The organism is Vulcanisaeta sp. JCM 16161 (genome assembly GCF_001316285.1).
In genome coordinates this window covers 1-15,286 of the sequence record NZ_BBDO01000009.1, presented here as the reverse complement: position 1 = coordinate 15,286, position 15,286 = coordinate 1, and the positions used below count along the sequence as shown (strand labels likewise).

General features: G+C 46.7%; 15 protein-coding genes and 7 pseudogenes. 14 read left to right on the top strand and 8 right to left on the bottom strand.

Annotated features, from left to right (window positions below; genetic code table 11):
* The first annotated feature begins 80 nt into the window (after window positions 1–80).
* Window positions 81–1,194 (top strand): annotated as a pseudogene (locus JCM16161_RS11280) (TIGR04053 family radical SAM/SPASM domain-containing protein).
* On the opposite strand, the gene JCM16161_RS18485 reads toward JCM16161_RS11280, so the two are convergent.
* The 5 genes and pseudogenes from JCM16161_RS18485 to JCM16161_RS11260 form a co-directional block, all read right to left on the bottom strand.
* The gene (locus JCM16161_RS18485) at window positions 1,181–1,345 is read right to left on the bottom strand and encodes a hypothetical protein (RefSeq protein WP_243671490.1); all 165 of its coding nucleotides are present in this window, start codon (window positions 1,343–1,345) and stop codon (window positions 1,181–1,183) included. The pseudogene JCM16161_RS11280 and the gene JCM16161_RS18485 sit on opposite strands and share 14 nt — an antisense overlap.
* 7 nt (window positions 1,346–1,352) lie before the next feature.
* Complete coding sequence (locus JCM16161_RS18480) at window positions 1,353–1,616, bottom strand: hypothetical protein (RefSeq protein ID WP_243671489.1); 264 nt, start codon at window positions 1,614–1,616, stop codon at window positions 1,353–1,355.
* A gap of 4 nt (window positions 1,617–1,620) precedes the next feature.
* Window positions 1,621–2,247 carry a histidine phosphatase family protein gene (locus tag JCM16161_RS11270; protein WP_054855898.1) on the bottom strand — a complete coding sequence of 209 codons (627 nt, stop codon included), beginning with the start codon at window positions 2,245–2,247 and terminating at the stop codon, window positions 1,621–1,623.
* A 37-nt stretch (window positions 2,248–2,284) separates the two neighbouring features.
* Window positions 2,285–3,378 (bottom strand): annotated as a pseudogene (locus JCM16161_RS11265) (Xaa-Pro peptidase family protein).
* Between the two features lie 147 nt (window positions 3,379–3,525).
* Entirely contained in the window at window positions 3,526–4,200 is a 675-nt protein-coding gene (locus JCM16161_RS11260) for a hypothetical protein (RefSeq protein ID WP_054855897.1), read from the bottom strand.
* Between the two features lie 159 nt (window positions 4,201–4,359).
* Between JCM16161_RS11260 and JCM16161_RS18475 the strand changes: the two genes are divergently transcribed.
* The 13 genes and pseudogenes from JCM16161_RS18475 (at window position 4,360) to JCM16161_RS18445 (ending at window position 14,397) form a co-directional block, all read left to right on the top strand.
* The gene (locus JCM16161_RS18475; protein ID WP_243671488.1) at window positions 4,360–4,962 is read left to right on the top strand and encodes a sodium/proton-translocating pyrophosphatase; all 603 of its coding nucleotides are present in this window, start codon (window positions 4,360–4,362) and stop codon (window positions 4,960–4,962) included.
* Window positions 4,963–4,982: 20 nt separating this feature from the next.
* Window positions 4,983–5,372 (top strand): sodium/proton-translocating pyrophosphatase, encoded by a 390-nt coding sequence (locus tag JCM16161_RS18470; RefSeq protein ID WP_243671544.1) that lies wholly within the window; start codon window positions 4,983–4,985, stop codon window positions 5,370–5,372.
* Window positions 5,373–5,374: 2 nt separating this feature from the next.
* Window positions 5,375–6,153, top strand: a pseudogene (locus JCM16161_RS18465) (sodium/proton-translocating pyrophosphatase).
* Window positions 6,150–6,539 carry a sodium/proton-translocating pyrophosphatase gene (locus JCM16161_RS18460; RefSeq protein ID WP_243671487.1) on the top strand — a complete coding sequence of 130 codons (390 nt, stop codon included), beginning with the start codon at window positions 6,150–6,152 and terminating at the stop codon, window positions 6,537–6,539. Before JCM16161_RS18465 ends, JCM16161_RS18460 begins: the two are co-directional and overlap by 4 nt.
* Window positions 6,540–6,759: 220 nt before the next feature.
* Window positions 6,760–9,438, top strand: a pseudogene (gene ppdK, locus JCM16161_RS11250) (pyruvate, phosphate dikinase).
* A 214-nt stretch (window positions 9,439–9,652) separates the two neighbouring features.
* Window positions 9,653–10,470 (top strand): annotated as a pseudogene (locus JCM16161_RS11245) (sulfite exporter TauE/SafE family protein).
* Between the two features lie 92 nt (window positions 10,471–10,562).
* The gene (locus JCM16161_RS11240) at window positions 10,563–10,832 is read left to right on the top strand and encodes a hypothetical protein (RefSeq protein WP_243671486.1); all 270 of its coding nucleotides are present in this window, start codon (window positions 10,563–10,565) and stop codon (window positions 10,830–10,832) included.
* Between the two features lie 61 nt (window positions 10,833–10,893).
* A complete protein-coding gene (locus JCM16161_RS11235) occupies window positions 10,894–11,415 on the top strand; it encodes a hypothetical protein (protein WP_054855946.1) in 522 nt (173 codons plus the stop codon).
* Between the two features lie 46 nt (window positions 11,416–11,461).
* Window positions 11,462–12,754, top strand: coding sequence for a C/D box methylation guide ribonucleoprotein complex aNOP56 subunit (locus tag JCM16161_RS11230; protein ID WP_054855895.1), 1,293 nt, complete (start codon window positions 11,462–11,464; stop codon window positions 12,752–12,754).
* Window positions 12,755–12,769: 15 nt separating this feature from the next.
* Window positions 12,770–13,486 (top strand): fibrillarin-like rRNA/tRNA 2'-O-methyltransferase, encoded by a 717-nt coding sequence (locus JCM16161_RS11225; protein WP_054855894.1) that lies wholly within the window; start codon window positions 12,770–12,772, stop codon window positions 13,484–13,486.
* 64 nt (window positions 13,487–13,550) lie between these two features.
* Window positions 13,551–13,997: a hypothetical protein gene (locus JCM16161_RS18455; protein WP_243671485.1), complete on the top strand. Its 447-nt coding sequence runs from the start codon at window positions 13,551–13,553 to the stop codon at window positions 13,995–13,997.
* A 29-nt stretch (window positions 13,998–14,026) separates the two neighbouring features.
* Window positions 14,027–14,230, top strand: a complete 204-nt coding sequence (locus JCM16161_RS18450; RefSeq protein WP_243671484.1) for a hypothetical protein — start codon at window positions 14,027–14,029, stop codon at window positions 14,228–14,230.
* On the top strand, window positions 14,173–14,397 hold the full coding sequence (locus JCM16161_RS18445) for a hypothetical protein (protein ID WP_243671483.1): 225 nt from the start codon (window positions 14,173–14,175) through the stop codon (window positions 14,395–14,397). Before JCM16161_RS18450 ends, JCM16161_RS18445 begins: the two co-directional genes overlap by 58 nt.
* Before the next feature lie 100 nt (window positions 14,398–14,497).
* On the opposite strand, the pseudogene JCM16161_RS18440 reads toward JCM16161_RS18445, so the two are convergent.
* The 3 genes and pseudogenes from JCM16161_RS18440 to JCM16161_RS11210 form a co-directional block, all read right to left on the bottom strand.
* Window positions 14,498–14,625: pseudogene (locus JCM16161_RS18440) on the bottom strand (molybdopterin molybdenumtransferase MoeA); the annotation flags it as partial.
* 85 nt (window positions 14,626–14,710) lie between these two features.
* Window positions 14,711–15,025, bottom strand: a complete 315-nt coding sequence (locus JCM16161_RS11215; protein ID WP_243671482.1) for a hypothetical protein — start codon at window positions 15,023–15,025, stop codon at window positions 14,711–14,713.
* 70 nt (window positions 15,026–15,095) lie between these two features.
* Window positions 15,096–15,286 (bottom strand): annotated as a pseudogene (locus tag JCM16161_RS11210) (hypothetical protein); the annotation flags it as partial.

Here is a 15,286-nt window from a genome sequence, read left to right as displayed (position 1 = left end):
AACCTTACCTACACAGGTACTGCCAAAATAACATTTGGAAGTAAGTTATTAAATAGGCATGCCTTGGCTTCACGTAATGCATAGATGGCCACTTGAGGAGAAGCCCTTACTGGTTTTTTTACGAAACCACAAAGGCATGCCCACTGGCATGCAGGCACTGCAGGGCTAATGCGTTGCTCAAGCCATTACCCACTGAGTTAAGCACTGAGGAGGCTAAGAAATTCATTGAAGACCTAACTGGGTTTGGCAAGCCATACCCAGTGCTGATTCTCACGGGCGGTGACCCATTGATGAGGGAGGATATACTGGAATTAATAGACCATGCAAGGTCATTGGGAATTCCTGTGGCTTTGTCTCCCGCCGTATCAACAAAGCTACTTAATGACGAATTACTCAGGGAATTGAGGGGGCGCGTAAGCTCTGTGTCAATAAGTTTAGACGGGGCTAGGCCCGAGACTCATAATTATATTAGGAGGACAGCCCTGGAGAATATTGATGTTTTTAAAACGACACTGGAGGTATTTAATAAGCTTAGGAGCTATGGGATTGAGTTCCAGGTAAATACCGCCGTCATGAAGCTTAATGTCCACGAGCTTCCCCAGGTATTTAAGATCGTTAGGGATAGCGGGGCCAATGCATGGGAGGTATTCTTCTTAATACGCGTGGGTAGAGGCATGGAGCTCGAGCCGTTGGACCCCTGGGAGAGTGAGGATGTTGTTCAATTCCTATATGAAGCATCACTATACGGACTACCAATAAGGACTGTTGAAGCACCCTTCTTTAGGAGGGTTATTATGCAAAGGAACGCCGGTGTTAAGTATGAGGGTGGTAAGTTGTATCAGGAATTAACGAGGCAGCTCAGGGAATTAATGGGCGAGCCTCCAGGTAATGCAAAACCACCGAGTTTTACACCGACTAGGGATGGTTATGGAATAATATTCATAGCCAGTGATGGATCGATATACCCAAGTGGCTTCCTACCACTCATACTCGGAAATGTTAGGAAGGATAACATAGTGAAGGTGTATAGGGAGCACCCAATACTAAGGACGATAAGGGAGGCCCGGTTTAATGGCAAATGCGGCATGTGTGAGTTTAGGAATATATGTGGTGGGTCAAGGGCAAGCTTATACTGAGTTGGGTGATCCTTTAGGGTCGGACCCAGCCTGTGTTTATGAACCTACTGCGAAATGATCCTGTTAAAGATTTCCACGGCATTGAATCTATTAAGTACCTCATTAATCCACTCCCACCTTAAGCTATTCCTCACATTAGCATTTCTAATCAATTCCTTAATAAGGGCTGCATACCACGGAATATCACCGTTAATTACAACGGATACCACGAGGTCCTCAATGGATGCATAGGGTATACTCCTTATGAGCACTGCACGTGAAAAAAAGCCCTGGAACCAGGGACCTCTCAACAATCACGGAACTACCTAAGGCCTGCCTAACGGACTCATGATCACCATAAACCATTACATCAATAACATCCGGAACATCGAAAATTCCAAGTCTTTCACCAATAACCTTTAATAGGCTCGCCAATCCACATGCGTGGTCTATATTCAATTCAACAAGTCTCCAATGAACCTCATCGCATGCGATACTCATAAATTTAGCCCCAACCATCGCACTCCTTTATTACTTCGCTGTCACTAAAACCAAGGCTTCTTAATATCCTTAAGGGGCTTAGATTGATGAATACTACATAATTATGATCAAGGTTTATAGCAGTTACAGACCCAGTATCAAGGTGTAACCTATAGATGTTATTTAACGGTAACCCCGTAATTAGGGCAACTATCGTAGCAATTGGGTGCCAATGGCTCACTGCAATCACGTGCTTCTCATTAATACCTTTAATAAAATTTAGAAAATCCATTACCCTATTAACCACGGACTCCATGGTCTCACCACCGGGTGGATGATACTTAATGGGGTCTCTGACGTAGTCATTAAAGGGAATCTCACTTATCTTTTTAAGTTCCCATTCACCCATATCAATTTCTCTTAACCTCTCATCAACTATAATTAGGTCGATGCAGCTGGCGGTTTGGCGTGCACGTAATAATGGCGATGTGAATACTGGGCCATGCACGCCCAGTTTACGTAGGAGCATTGCGGTGGCGGCAGCCTCAAGTCTTCCCTTATCCGTTAATGGATTATCGTTATAATTCCTTGAGTGAAGAATTCCAAGCGCATTCAACTGCGCCTCACCATGCCTAATAAGGTATAGTATCACGTTAGTGATTACGGAGGTAATAGGTAATAAAGCATTACTAAACACTGACAATAACCTCGGGCCAATACCTATCGAGGACCTCAACCCTACCGTCGAGTCGAATCACGACATTGCTCTCAAGCCTAACACCAAACCTGCCGGGCAGGTATATGCCAGGCTCGATGGTGAATGCGCTACCCCTTGGCAATGCCTTCTCGTAAGATTGGCTAATGAATGGCTCCTCATGAACCTCAAGCCCAATCCCATGACCAGTTCTGTGAATGAAATACTCACCATAACCACCCTCGGTTATGACCCTCCTGGCTATTGAATCAACATAAGCACCAGTAACGCCCTCCCTAACCCCGGCTATTGCCTCGTCATGAGCCTCCTAACCAATTCATAAACACGCCAAAAATCGCCAGGCGGCTCGCCAATCACGAGAGTTCTCGTTAAATCACCATAGTAATCATTATAAGTTGCGGTGACGTCAATTACGACAACATCGCCAACCTCAATCCTCCTCCTGGAGGGCATCCAATGAGGTATCGCTGAGTTAGGACCCGACTGAACAAGCACATCCCTAGGCTCAGCACCTGCACTGCTAATGGCATCACTAACCACACTAGCAACATCAAGCTCAGTCATTCCCGGCCTAATGGCTTCACGGGCTGCCTTAATACCACCCTCAATAGCCCTAACCGCACGTTCGATATTCCTCAGTTCATCCTCATCCTTACTCATCCTCATTGATGCCAATAAATCATCAATTGAGTAATCGCTAAATTCACCAATTGCCCTACGTAAAATCCATAAATAATTAAGCGTTGCCCTACCTTCAAGGCCAATCTTCCTCACAGTACCGCAGTTATTATTAATAAATACTCTAACGGCATTTAACGGGCCCTCCTCATCACCATAAACAATGTACGGCAAACCAACGGCCTTAGCCTTACCCTCATCAAGTTTCGGTAATATCATGGCATGCGCACCATTACCTGGGCAGACCATTAACGCGCCAAACCTCTCGAAGGTTTCAATATAGGAACCAACTAGGTACCTAAAGTTAGGTCCAGGGACAATAATCGCCAATTCTATTGATTTCCTGCGCAACTCATTGATTAAGCCACTAATCCTATTGGTGTTAGGCATGGCTCATTAAACCATAAAGACATAATTAAATTATTCCCTGTTTGTTAAAAATAATGTCAGTAGAGGCCGCTCACATCATTAATCAGGTCCCGTAGAATCATCACAATAAATTTAATAGATTTAATTAACACGAGCTTAAAAACCAACCTAACCCTTACCCACCTGTTGCGTTGATTGGAGCATAGCCATTGTCCTCAATCTCTCTATTATATTCAGTAAGAGTGGGGTCTTCTCCCTCTCAACAACTACGTAAATGTCATTGTCATACCTAAGTACATGCTTGGCTGTTATTTGATTAGATTTCATGACCTGCACTAGGAATGTCACAATACCGACTGGCGCCTTTTCAGCGAACATGATTCTCACCATGCCATACTCCTCAATCTTTGCCTGCGTGCAAACACTGGCTATGTACATTAATGGCGCAATCACATGCATTTTATTGCCGTCATTAAGTATTATGAATTGAACCTTAGCCGCAGTTAATAAGTCCCTAAGTTTCGCAACCTTCTCCACGTTCTCCTCCGTCAACATTATTTCAACCTCACCCATACCACTATACGTAATTATCTCAGCCATGCTTAACGCCTTAACAATGTCGGGATACTCATTAACCAACTTATAATTCATGGAAATCCTCTCCAATGCCTTGACTATCGTGAATACCTTAGTATCCTTACCGACCATTGAATCAACCAGCGGCTTAATACTCCTTGCAAGTGCTGATAAATTAACGAGACCACTCGACAGTAGGGTCACGTAGAGGGGATTCTCCTCAACAATTATCCTAACGGCCTGCTGAATACTTAAGCTCCGGGACACAATTACTAGCTCTGAAAAAGAATTAATATTTTTTTACTTAAAAATGCATTATATGTCCGAAATTGGTACATAATGGTGAGTAGGGTTTAATTACTAAAATGGGTAGGCCTGAGTAAATGAGTAATAATGTTTATTAATCCATAAGCATGTCTCTCTACGATGCTGGCCCTGGAACTACTACTGGCAATAGTAGTTCCAATTATAGGCCTAGCCCTTGCTGGGTATAACGCATCATCGGTACTGAGAATACAGCCAGGTAAGAAGGAATTGACGGAAATAAACATGCTCATTGCGGAGGGAGGCAAGACATTCCTAATGAGGGAGTATAAAACAATACTACCAACAGGCGTGGTGCTAACAATCCTGATATGGGCCGCGTATTACGTAATATTCCACAGCGGGCTAATGGCGGGGCTAGCCGCCCTATCCTTCGCCCTAGGCGCCATAGGCAGTGCGGTGGCTGGTTATCTCGGAATGTACGTAACGACCAGGAGCGCGGCGAAGACGGCTTGGATGGGCAAGTACGGCATGGGACCGGCCCTTAGCACGTCATTCAAGGCAGGAACTGTCATGGGGCTTTCACTCGCAAGCATAGCCCTACTAATAGTCACGATATTATACATGGCCTACTCATCAGTACTACCCTCACCGCTATGGGCTGAGGCGCTAGCGCCGGTTGCGTTTGGTGCCAGTTTGATTTCATTATTCATAAGGGTTGCGGGTGGGATATATACGAAGCTGCTGATTGGGGTGCCGACATAGTTGGTAAGGTCGAGGCTGGGATACCGGAGGATGACCCGAGGAATCCAGGGGTTATTGCCGATAATGTGGGCGATAATGTGGGTGATTGCGCGGGCATGGCGAGTGACGTCTATGAGAGCTTCGTCGTAGTACTTGCGGGTACATTATTGCTAGCGGCCGTGTTCAACTTGGCAACGAGCCTAATAAGGCTGTCAATAGTGCTTGCCACACTAACCCTAGTTGGTACACTGGTTGGTATCCAGGTTGTCAGGGGTGAGGTTAAGGGTAAGGACCTAGCCGCCGCCGCTATGGGTAAGCTAAACCTGGCGCTCTACACCACGATAATCGTCGCCGCGATACTGGTTGCGGTATATTCATTCCTAACATTCCCGCTCATGGAGCCACGGCAATCTTCGTGGCAGATCTACTAGGCATGGTAACAGCTATAGTAGTCCTATTCGCCACTGAGTACTTCACGCATTACACGTTCCCGCCTGTGAGAAATATAGCTCGTCAAGCCGTGTTGTCGGCGTCGAACGTCATTGTGGCTGGTTACTCGTACGGATTACTGAGTGCAATACCCACGATATTCATGGTAGTGGCGGCGCTGGGTGTGTCCTACGTATTAGGCTCAATGTTCATACCACCATATGGGGTTGAGGGTGGGATATTCGGGACCGCGGTGGCTCCGTAGGCCTACTAAGCCTTGCAGGCATAGTAATATCCCTCGACTCCTACGGGCCTGTCAGTGACAATGCCAATGGGCTTGTCGAGATGACAGGCATGGACGAGGTGAGGGACGTAACAGACCCACTTGACGCAATCGGCAACACCTTCAAGGCGACGACGAAGGGCTATGCAATAGCGAGTGCTGGTTTAGCAGCCCTTATACTATTCATAGGCTTTATCTACGAGGTTGTGGAGAGGATGGGAATACCGCTGGTACAGGCCTTTAGTGAGTTGATGGTTATTGACCCAAGGATAATAATTGGTGCCTTAATCGGCGTGGCCCTCGTATACTTCTTCTCAAGCCAGACCCTGGCATCCGTGGGTAGGGCGGCTGGTGAGCTTGTTGAGGAGATCAGGAGGCAGTTCAGGACTAAGAGGATACTTGAGCTTTGGCCTCAGGAGAAGCCTGACTACAATAGGGCCATTGACATAGTGACGAGGCACGCGCTCAGGAATTTCCTGGTGCCCGGTTTATCAGCGTGATAGTCCCAATAGTCGTTGGGCTTGCGCTGGGCTGGATAGGCCTCGTTGGCACGATATTCGGCGTAATACTCGCCGGGTTCCCAAGGGCATTACTAATGGCCAATGCCGGCGGTGCCTGGGACAATGCCAAGAAATACATCGAGATCGAGGGCATCGAGGTCAATGGACAGAGATTCGGCAAGAAGAGCGAGCCTCATAAGAATGCCGTGGTTGGCGACGTGGTTGGCGACCCATTTAAGGACACCACAGGGCCATCACTAAACCCGCTCATTAAGGTCGTTAATACGGTCTCAATAGTCTTCGCACCCGTCATAGCGCTAGTAAGCCTAATCAACCCAGCGGCTGGTCCATTAATAATGCACCTAATTTCAATATTAATGGCATAGCAAGCATTGTTAAGCTTTTAACTTCATTATTAAAATCACAATCCTATCTAATCATTAATTTTTACATATAAATTATTTTCATAGCTAGGATTGTTTATGGAATTACCCGGTTTTGTTTGTTCAGTATTTATAATTATTGTCAATGATTAATCAATAGAAAAAGTATTAATAATGATCGATATAATAAAATTTATAAAAACTAGAGACCCATAAAATTACAATGGGTTCTCTCGGTAAGTACGTGCTGACCTTTGAGGAGGCGGATCCTGATGATGTTAAGCTAATAGGTGGTAAGGCATCAAGCCTCGTTCTAATGACTAGGCTTGGCCTACCTGTTCCTCCGGGCATTATAATAACGACTAAGGCCTGTAGGGAGTACTATGATAAGGGTGAGAAGCTTCCTGAGGGATTAATGGATGAGGTTGCCAGGGGTATTAAGTACCTTGAGGAGAAGACTGGGTATAAGCTTGGTGACCCTGATAACCCATTACTCGTTAGTGTAAGGTCCGGGGCAGCCGTGTCGATGCCCGGCATGATGGATACAGTCCTTAATGTAGGCCTTAATGATAGGACTGTACATGGACTAGCCAAGAGGATTAACAATGAGCATGGGGCATACGACGCATACAGGAGGTTTCTGGCAATGTTTGGTAGGATAGTCCTTGGAATACCTGAGGAGGAGTTCAACAAGCCACTTGAGGAGATTAAGCGGAAGTACGGTGTTAAGGAGGATCCCGAGATACCGCTTGAGGGGCTTAAGGAGCTCGTTGAGATTTATAAGCAAATATACATTAAGAGGTTTGGTAAGGTGTTTGATGATCCATGGGAGCAGTTAAGGCTCTCGATAGAGGCCGTGTTTAAGTCCTGGAACTCACCAAGGGCTAGGTTCTATAGGGAGGCCAATAAGATAACACCGGACATCGCCGACTGTACGGCCGCGGCGATAGTGACTATGGTCTTCGGGAATGCCGATTGGAGGTCAGCCACAGGCGTTGTTTTCTCTAGGGACCCAGCCACCGGTGAGAATAAGCTTTATGGCGAGTACCTACCCTATGCCCAGGGCGAGGACGTAGTAGCGGCATAAGGACTCCAAAGCCTGTTGAGAAGCTTAAGGAGGAGATGCCCGAGGTCTATGAGCAGTTGTACAATGGTGTTAAGCTCATTGAGAGGACTAAGAAGGAGGTTCAGGACGTGGAGTTCACGATCGAGAAGGGTAAGCTCTGGTTCCTACAGACGAGGAATGCCAAGATGAATCCACTGGCCGTTTTGAAGACGAGAGTTGACATGTACAAGGAGGGCCTCATAACGAAGGAGGAGGCGATAATGGGCGTTAAGCCGAGTACATACTGCAGATGCTCTACCCAAGGATTGACGAGTCCAAGGCGGGTAAGCCATTGACCAAGGGTATACCCGCATCGCCTGGCGCGGTTAGTGGGCAGGCAGTCTTTGACCCTGACAGGGCTGTGGAGTGGTCTAAGGCTGGTAAGCAGGTTATACTGGTTAGGGAGGAGACCAAGCCAGATGATGTGCATGGCTTCTACGCATCGGTGGGTGTGCTAACCAGCAGGGTGGTGCGACTAGCCACGCAGCCGTTGTGGCTAGGGCAATTGGTAGGCCCGCCGTCGTTGGTGCAGAGGCTTTACAGATTGATTATGGCACTAGGACTGCGAGGGTTGGCGATGTCGTTATTAAGGAGGGTGATTGGATAACAATTGATGGGTTCACGGGCAATGTCTATGTTGGTAAGGTACCAACAATAGAGCCCAAGCTACCGCCTGAGTTCTTCGAGTTCCTAGACATGGCTGACTCGGTGTCCGTCTTTGAGGTTAGGGCTAACGCCGATACCCCGGATGACGCCACGATAGCCAGGAGGTTCGGCGCCAAGGGCATCGGCCTATTGAGGACGGAGAGGATGTTTAGGGCACCAGGTAGGTTGGAACTATTTAGGAAGGTAATACTCTCGGACAACCCAAGCGAGAGGAAGGAATTACTTGATCAATTGGCTGAGATGATGAAGAAGGACTTCATCGAAATATTCGAGATCATGGAGGGCTACCCAATAACTGTTAGGTTGTTCGACCCACCACTGCATGAGTTCCTACCAAACTTCGAGGAATTAGTCACCGAGGTGACCAGGGCCAGGACCCTGGGCAAGCCAGACCCCGAGAAGGAGAAGCTGCTCGCCAGGGTTAAGGCATTGATGGAGGCTAACCCAATGATGGGGCACAGGGGCGTTAGGGTCGGCATTACATACCCAGAGATCTACGCGGCACAGGTCAAGGCGATATTATCAGCAGCCCTCGAGCTTAAGAGGAAGGGCAAGCACATCGAGCTCCAGATAATGATACCGCAGGTCGCGGAGGTTAGGGAACTCGAGATAATAATAAACAACGTCGTTAAGCCCACGGCGGAGGAGGTGTTTAAGGCTTATGGCGATAGGATTGACTTTAAGATTGGCACCATGATGGAGACCGTCAGATCATGCCTAACAGCCGATAAGATCGCCAAGGTGGTGGACTTCATGAGCTTTGGAACAAACGACCTAACACAGGCAGTCTTCAGCTTTAGTAGGGATGACGTGGAGAACAAGTTCATGAGTAAGTACCTAGAGCTCGGCATACTGCCCTATGACCCATTCGTGACAATTGATGAGGATGGCGTCGCCAAACTCATGAAAATAGCCATAGACGCGGCTAGGTCTGTGAAGCCTGACATAGAGATTGGCATATGCGGTGAGCATGGTGGCGACCCAGACTCAATAAAGATACTGGCCAAGGTAGTTGGTAGAGGACTCAACTACTTCAGTGCGTCGCCCTACAGGGTACCCGTGGCCAGACTGGTTGCTGCCCAGGAGTCTCTAAAGATCTTGGGCAGGGCTCCAAAGATACATATATACTAATGCCATAATAAATTATCTTATCAAGGCACTTAAAAAGGATCTTCATTTTACATAATTCTAACGAGAGATAAATAAGGACATTAATGCTATATTCATTTATTAATTCTCACTAATTGTCACTAAATTTAATTAATAAGTCAAATTTTTTGAATTAAAAAGCTTAAAAAAAGGAATAATCTCTTAACGAGGATGTATGACAGCGGTCATAACACCAATGCAATACGCACTATCGGTGATATCAGGGATACTAGTTGGCTTCTCACTTGGCCTTATTGGAGGTGGTGGTAGCATTTTGGCTGTTCCATTGTTCCTATACTTCGTTGGTCTTGACACAATACCCGATGCCGCGCACATAGCCATTGGGACTACGGCATTGGCCGTTGGCTTAAATGCGTACATAAACTCCTACATGCACCTTAGGAAGAAGAACGTGGCTCCAAGGGTCGGGGGTATATTCGCCGGAGTTGGCCTGGTGGGTTCATTAATAGGGGCTTACCTAGGCCACATAACGCCGGGTACAGACCTACTTACCTACTTCGCAATCGCCATGATAGTGCTCGGCATATACATGGCCATTAGGAGGAGTCTGCACAGGCCGGCACTGCCGATGAGGTTAATCACGTACTTAACGCCTTCAAGAAGTGCCCAAACCTAACAACATCGACAATACTCAAGGTCGCGGCCTTCGGCTTCATAGTTGGCCTAGTCAGTGGTTACTTCGGTATTGGAGGCGGATTCCTAATAGTGCCTAGCCTAATGTTCTCAGCTGGGCTATGCATAACGAGGGCCATTGGAACCAGCCTAATAAGCGTTGGCACGTTCGGCGTGGCAAGCGGTGCTGAGTATTGGTTCTATGGCGACGTCCTCATACTCATAGCCCTACTATACGTGGCCGGAGGAGTCGCGGGTGGTTATGCTGGCACGAGCATCGCCGTTAAGGCCCCAAAGAGGACGCTCAGGATTGCCTATGGAATAATAATAGTGCTCGTAGGCATATACATGCTAATGAGGATATACCATGTATTACCGTAACCCTCAAATTGCCGCCTATTTAAAAACGCAAAGCATTAATAATCCATATTATTCTCCTTAAATTAATGAGGACGATTAATTATAATAAACTTATGAATTTCGTCAGAGGCAATCCGCTCTATGAGGTTAGGGAGAGCTCCAACACTGTCGAGTTATTGTTCCATGCGCCGAGTGAGGAGGAGGCGGCTGGGGCGGAGCTTATTACTGGTGATGAGCCTAGGCCTGTGATGAGGATTGTGTTTACCAGGGTTGGTGATGAATTAATACCAAGGGAGGCGTGGGTCGAGAGGGGTGGTGCAATGCATAGGATGAGTATTGATGAGCTTGATACATGGCTTGAGTTTGTTGATATGTACTCCTGAAATTTACCTCCTTTAGGGTTTAAAATTAGGTTTTTAAGTGGCTCAATTCCTTTTTATGATTGTGAATTTATTAAGGATTGGCATTGTGTTGATGATTATTGGAGCCGTAATACTGCTGGTAACCAATTCATTCCTGCCTAAGGTATACAACGTAATGACTCACACGTTAAGTAATATGACGATAAGCATTGACGTTTACTCAAAGTACTTAATACCAATTTACATAAACAATCCTGCATACATAGTGGTCCTGCTTAATAATTCATACCCACTGTCCGTGTATATATTTGATCAGTTCGGCCATGCGCTGGCTCCACTAAGCTATAAGCAGGTGCATAATGCGTATTTAATAACTTTTCAATTACTTAATAACGGTAATTACTCACTGGTACTATTTAATGATAATCCGAAACCGCTTAATGTTTCGGTCTTAATAACCGTGGTTTCCCAATACATGGTGGGTAGTGCACTGATGATAAGTACAATAATGGACTTGGGAGTCATAATATTCATCATTGGGGCATTACTCGTTGTAATTAATGTATTATTTATCGCTAGGTATAGACTACTTAAGACGAGGTAAAAAGCTTAAAAGATAGTGAATCATCACGTGATTAGTGTGAGCACTGATGAGCGTGGCATACCTCGTATTGGATGTCCTCGGTGTAGTGGCTCTGAATGAGAATGGTGATGTAATAGCCAAGGTCCTCTACGGAGGTAGTACAGACGAGATTGCCAATAAGATGAACAGACTTGAGACGGGGGAGCCAATTGATGAAGTTGTGAGTATAATAAACGAGCTTAAGAGTAGGGGGTTCACGAAGATAATCGTTGAAAACAGGGAACTGGCTAGGAACCTCACCAACATAATCACAGGGGTTGAGATTAGGTCTGAATTACCGAGCAAGGCGGGTATGATATATAGGAACAACATTAGCAAGTATGTTAAGGAGGTCTTTGGACTCACTGAGGATGAGTACCTGGCTAAGGTTTATGAAATAACCACGATACAGACGAGGCATAAGTTAAGGCAGGTCGCAGAGAAGAGGGACCTATTCATAGCGCAGGCGATAAGTTCGGTCGACGATATTGATAAGATACTCAACTTAATAAGTTCAAGGGTTAGGGAGTGGTATGGGCTCCACTTCCCAGAGCTTGAGGACCTGGTTAAGGACCATAGGGAGTACATGACGTTAGTCACAGAGTTGGGGCACAGGAGTAATTTCACCCCTGATAATTTAATGAAGCTCGGTCTTTCACAGGATAGGGCCAGGAGAATTGCGGAGGCGGCGAGTAAGAGCGTTGGTGCTGAAATGGCTGATTGGGACCTAGAGCCCATAAAGACCTACGCAAAGCTATACATACAGCTATCAGACCTAAGGAGTAAGTTGTCTCAGTATATTGATGAGGCCATGGTGGAGGTTGCACCAAACATTAGGGAGTTGGTCGGCCCACTGCTTGGCGCTAGGCTAATAATGCTTGCGGGAGGTCTAATGAGGTTGGCATTATTACCGGCATCAACGATACAGGTACTTGGCGCGGAGAAGGCATTGTTTAGGGCGCTGAGGACTGGCGGTAAACCGCCGAAGCACGGCATCATATTCCAGTTCCCGGAGATATTTAGGGCCCCGAGGTGGCAGCGCGGTAAGATAGCCAGGGCATTGGCTGCGAAGCTGGCGATAGCAGCTAAGGCAGATGCATTCACGGGAAACTTCATTGCCCCAAGGCTTAAGGAGGACCTGATGAAGAGGATACAGGAGGTTAAGACGTTATACGCCAAGCCACCACCAAGGAAGCCCGAGCTAAGGCCGCCAGGAAAGCCGCGGAGAGGAAGGGCGCTGAGAAGAAGGCTGAGGAGAAGAGGGCTCGTGAGAAGAGGGGTGGCCGTAGATAAGGGAATATTAAGATTTATAATCCCTTAAAAATACGCATTCTCAATGTCCTCATTAATACAGGTTGTTGGTGTTAAGGAGCATGAGAAATTCAAGGGTGTTTACTGGGTGTCCTTTGAGGATGGGACCGAGAGACTCGCCACTATTAACCTGACGCCTGGTAAGAGGGTTTATGGTGAGCAATTGGTGCAGTGGGAGGGTAGGGAGTATAGGATTTGGAATCCATATAGGTCGAAGCTGGCGGCTGCTATTATGAATGGACTCAAGGTAATGCCAATAGCGGAGGGGACGCGGGTTCTCTACCTGGGCGCTGCCAGTGGCACTACTGTGAGTCATGTAAGCGATATAGTTGGCAATAAGGGCATTATCTACTCTGTGGAGTTCTCACCGAGGGTTTTTAGGGAGTTTATGGAGAAGCTCGTGGATCAGGGTAGGAAGAACGTAATACCGATACTGGCGGATGCGAGGTATCCTGAGCAGTACGTGCACATTGTTAAGGCCGTTGACGTTGCCTACATAGACATTGCACAGCCATTTCAGGCAAAGATACTTGCCGATAATGCGGATGTCTATGTGAAGAGCCACGGCTATGTAATGCTTGTTATAAAGGCGATGAGTATTGACGTTACCAAGGAACCAAGCGAGACCTTTAAGAGGGAGATCGACGTGCTTAAGGATAGGGGATATGAAATACTTGATATGGTTCACCTGGAGCCCTACGACACGGCCCATGCCATGGTTATTGGCAGAAAATCATCATAATTATTTACTCAATAGCTCTGCAAAAGAGATTTAAATAAAATAGTATGTATGGTTATAATAGGTAATGAGCAATGAACTCATAGCACATGTGCTGAGCCTAGCAGCAAGTAGGAGAGCTAAGGTGCTGCTTGTTGGGGATTCGTCACTATCATATGACGCAATAATTAGGATACCGAATTATAGGGATGATGAGGAGGGTAAGTTCATTGTTAAGGTTAAGGAGGACGCGGATAGAGTGAGCAGGGAGGCTATAGTGGACCTTATCGTGCTGTCGAGGGTTTCGAACTCAACACCAATAATCGTGGGTGTTAACTATGGTGATGAGGAGATGGCCGACGGAGTGGCGTACAAGGTACACGGAATCTACGCGGTGGGTATTAGGACGTTTAAGAGGATTTTGGACAACGAGGGGGTTAAGTTTGTGAAGGATAAGGGCATTGTGAGGGCTGGTGTGAGGGGTCAACTACTCAGGAGGTTGAGGGAGGATAGGGGCATGAGCTTGGCGATTTAGCGAAGATTCTAGGCGTCACTAGGAGGACGGTGTATGAGTACGAGAGGGGGTCCATGGAGGCTTCGGAGAGAACCGCCAGGATACTCATTAATGTATTTAATGAGGATGTACTAAGTGATGTTGATTTAAGGCCTAGGATGATGAGGTCATTGATGAGGTTAGGGAGAGGGAGGAGATGGTTGATGAGGATATCAAGGAGTTATTGTCATCATTTAAGCTGTACTCATTACTAAAGGCTCATACCAAGGTTGCTGCGCATTCACCAGATGAGTCATACCTTGTTGAGGATAAGAGGAGGGTGAGTAATGAGGTAATTAGTGTCGCTAAGGTCCTTGGCGTTGGGCTAGCCTTAATAGAGTCTGATAAGCGTGATGTTGAGTTTCTGGAGTCCAGAAATTAATGAGTGAGGTAGTAATATGGGCGAGTACCCAATTATTTTGAGGAAGTTTTTTTAATGCCATTCACGTGAATATAGGCTGAGTACATGTCATTACCCTGGCCGCGGCCACGGGAAAGCCGCTAAGCATGAATACCGGCTTACCGCTAACCACAGCAATGCTATTAGCCTTCCAGGCCTGATTGAAAGACCATGATTTAAATACTCAGGGTTTAATCTCGACACAGTCCGCGTAATCCTAGACCTCAGTATCACTCTAAAGTGACCCTATAACCCGACACACCACGTGGGTTAATGATTGTGCTTTGTTTTGTTTTTATTGGGTCCGTGGGCTTTGGGTGGGGCAGTTTAGTTTTGTCATTGCCTTGGCTATTGACCTTGCCCTCCCTTCCTTGCCTTCGCTAACTGCCTCTTCATGCATTCTCTTTAGGACCTCGCAGACCTTCTTCGTGAGTTCTTGGTCTTTCTTAACCTCACTCATGCCCATGTAGACCTCGAAGCTCTTTCCGTGGTTCCTCAACTTGGCGTTATCCTTAAGTCTCTCCAAAACCCTCAAGGCGTCGTTATAGTCCCTACGCTGCGTCCTAAGCTCGACAATGCCGTTATTATTCACGAATACGCTCATCTTCACGCCATCAATGACCTCAACTAAAGACCTGCCAGGGGCTTGACCTCCATGCTCGCCAACTCAATTAATCGCCTTAACTTCTCGCATCCGGCAATGGGCTCAAGTCCTCAATTAAAGCCTTGATCATTGGGTCGCCGAGCATCCTCCTAGCCAACTCAACGGCCTTTGAGGATTTAACCGCGTAGGTTATGGCATGCTCATAATCACTGCTCAACCTAAACCCCATGCCCTCCAGCCTATCGATTATGTCGCTCCATAGCTCTA

What these genes read in the sequence shown, in the direction of transcription:
- JCM16161_RS18480 (WP_243671489.1), bottom strand. Translation starts at nt 1,616, where the DNA reads ATGAGTATCGCATGCGATGAGGTTCATTGGAGACTTGTTGAATTGAAT.
- JCM16161_RS18475 (WP_243671488.1), top strand. Translation starts at nt 4,360, where the DNA reads ATGCTGGCCCTGGAACTACTACTGGCAATAGTAGTTCCAATTATAGGC.
- JCM16161_RS11240 (WP_243671486.1), top strand. Translation starts at nt 10,563, where the DNA reads ATGAATTTCGTCAGAGGCAATCCGCTCTATGAGGTTAGGGAGAGCTCC.
- JCM16161_RS11230 (WP_054855895.1), top strand. Translation starts at nt 11,462, where the DNA reads ATGAGCGTGGCATACCTCGTATTGGATGTCCTCGGTGTAGTGGCTCTG.
- JCM16161_RS11225 (WP_054855894.1), top strand. Translation starts at nt 12,770, where the DNA reads ATGTCCTCATTAATACAGGTTGTTGGTGTTAAGGAGCATGAGAAATTC.
- JCM16161_RS18455 (WP_243671485.1), top strand. Translation starts at nt 13,551, where the DNA reads ATGAGCAATGAACTCATAGCACATGTGCTGAGCCTAGCAGCAAGTAGG.
- JCM16161_RS18445 (WP_243671483.1), top strand. Translation starts at nt 14,173, where the DNA reads ATGGTTGATGAGGATATCAAGGAGTTATTGTCATCATTTAAGCTGTAC.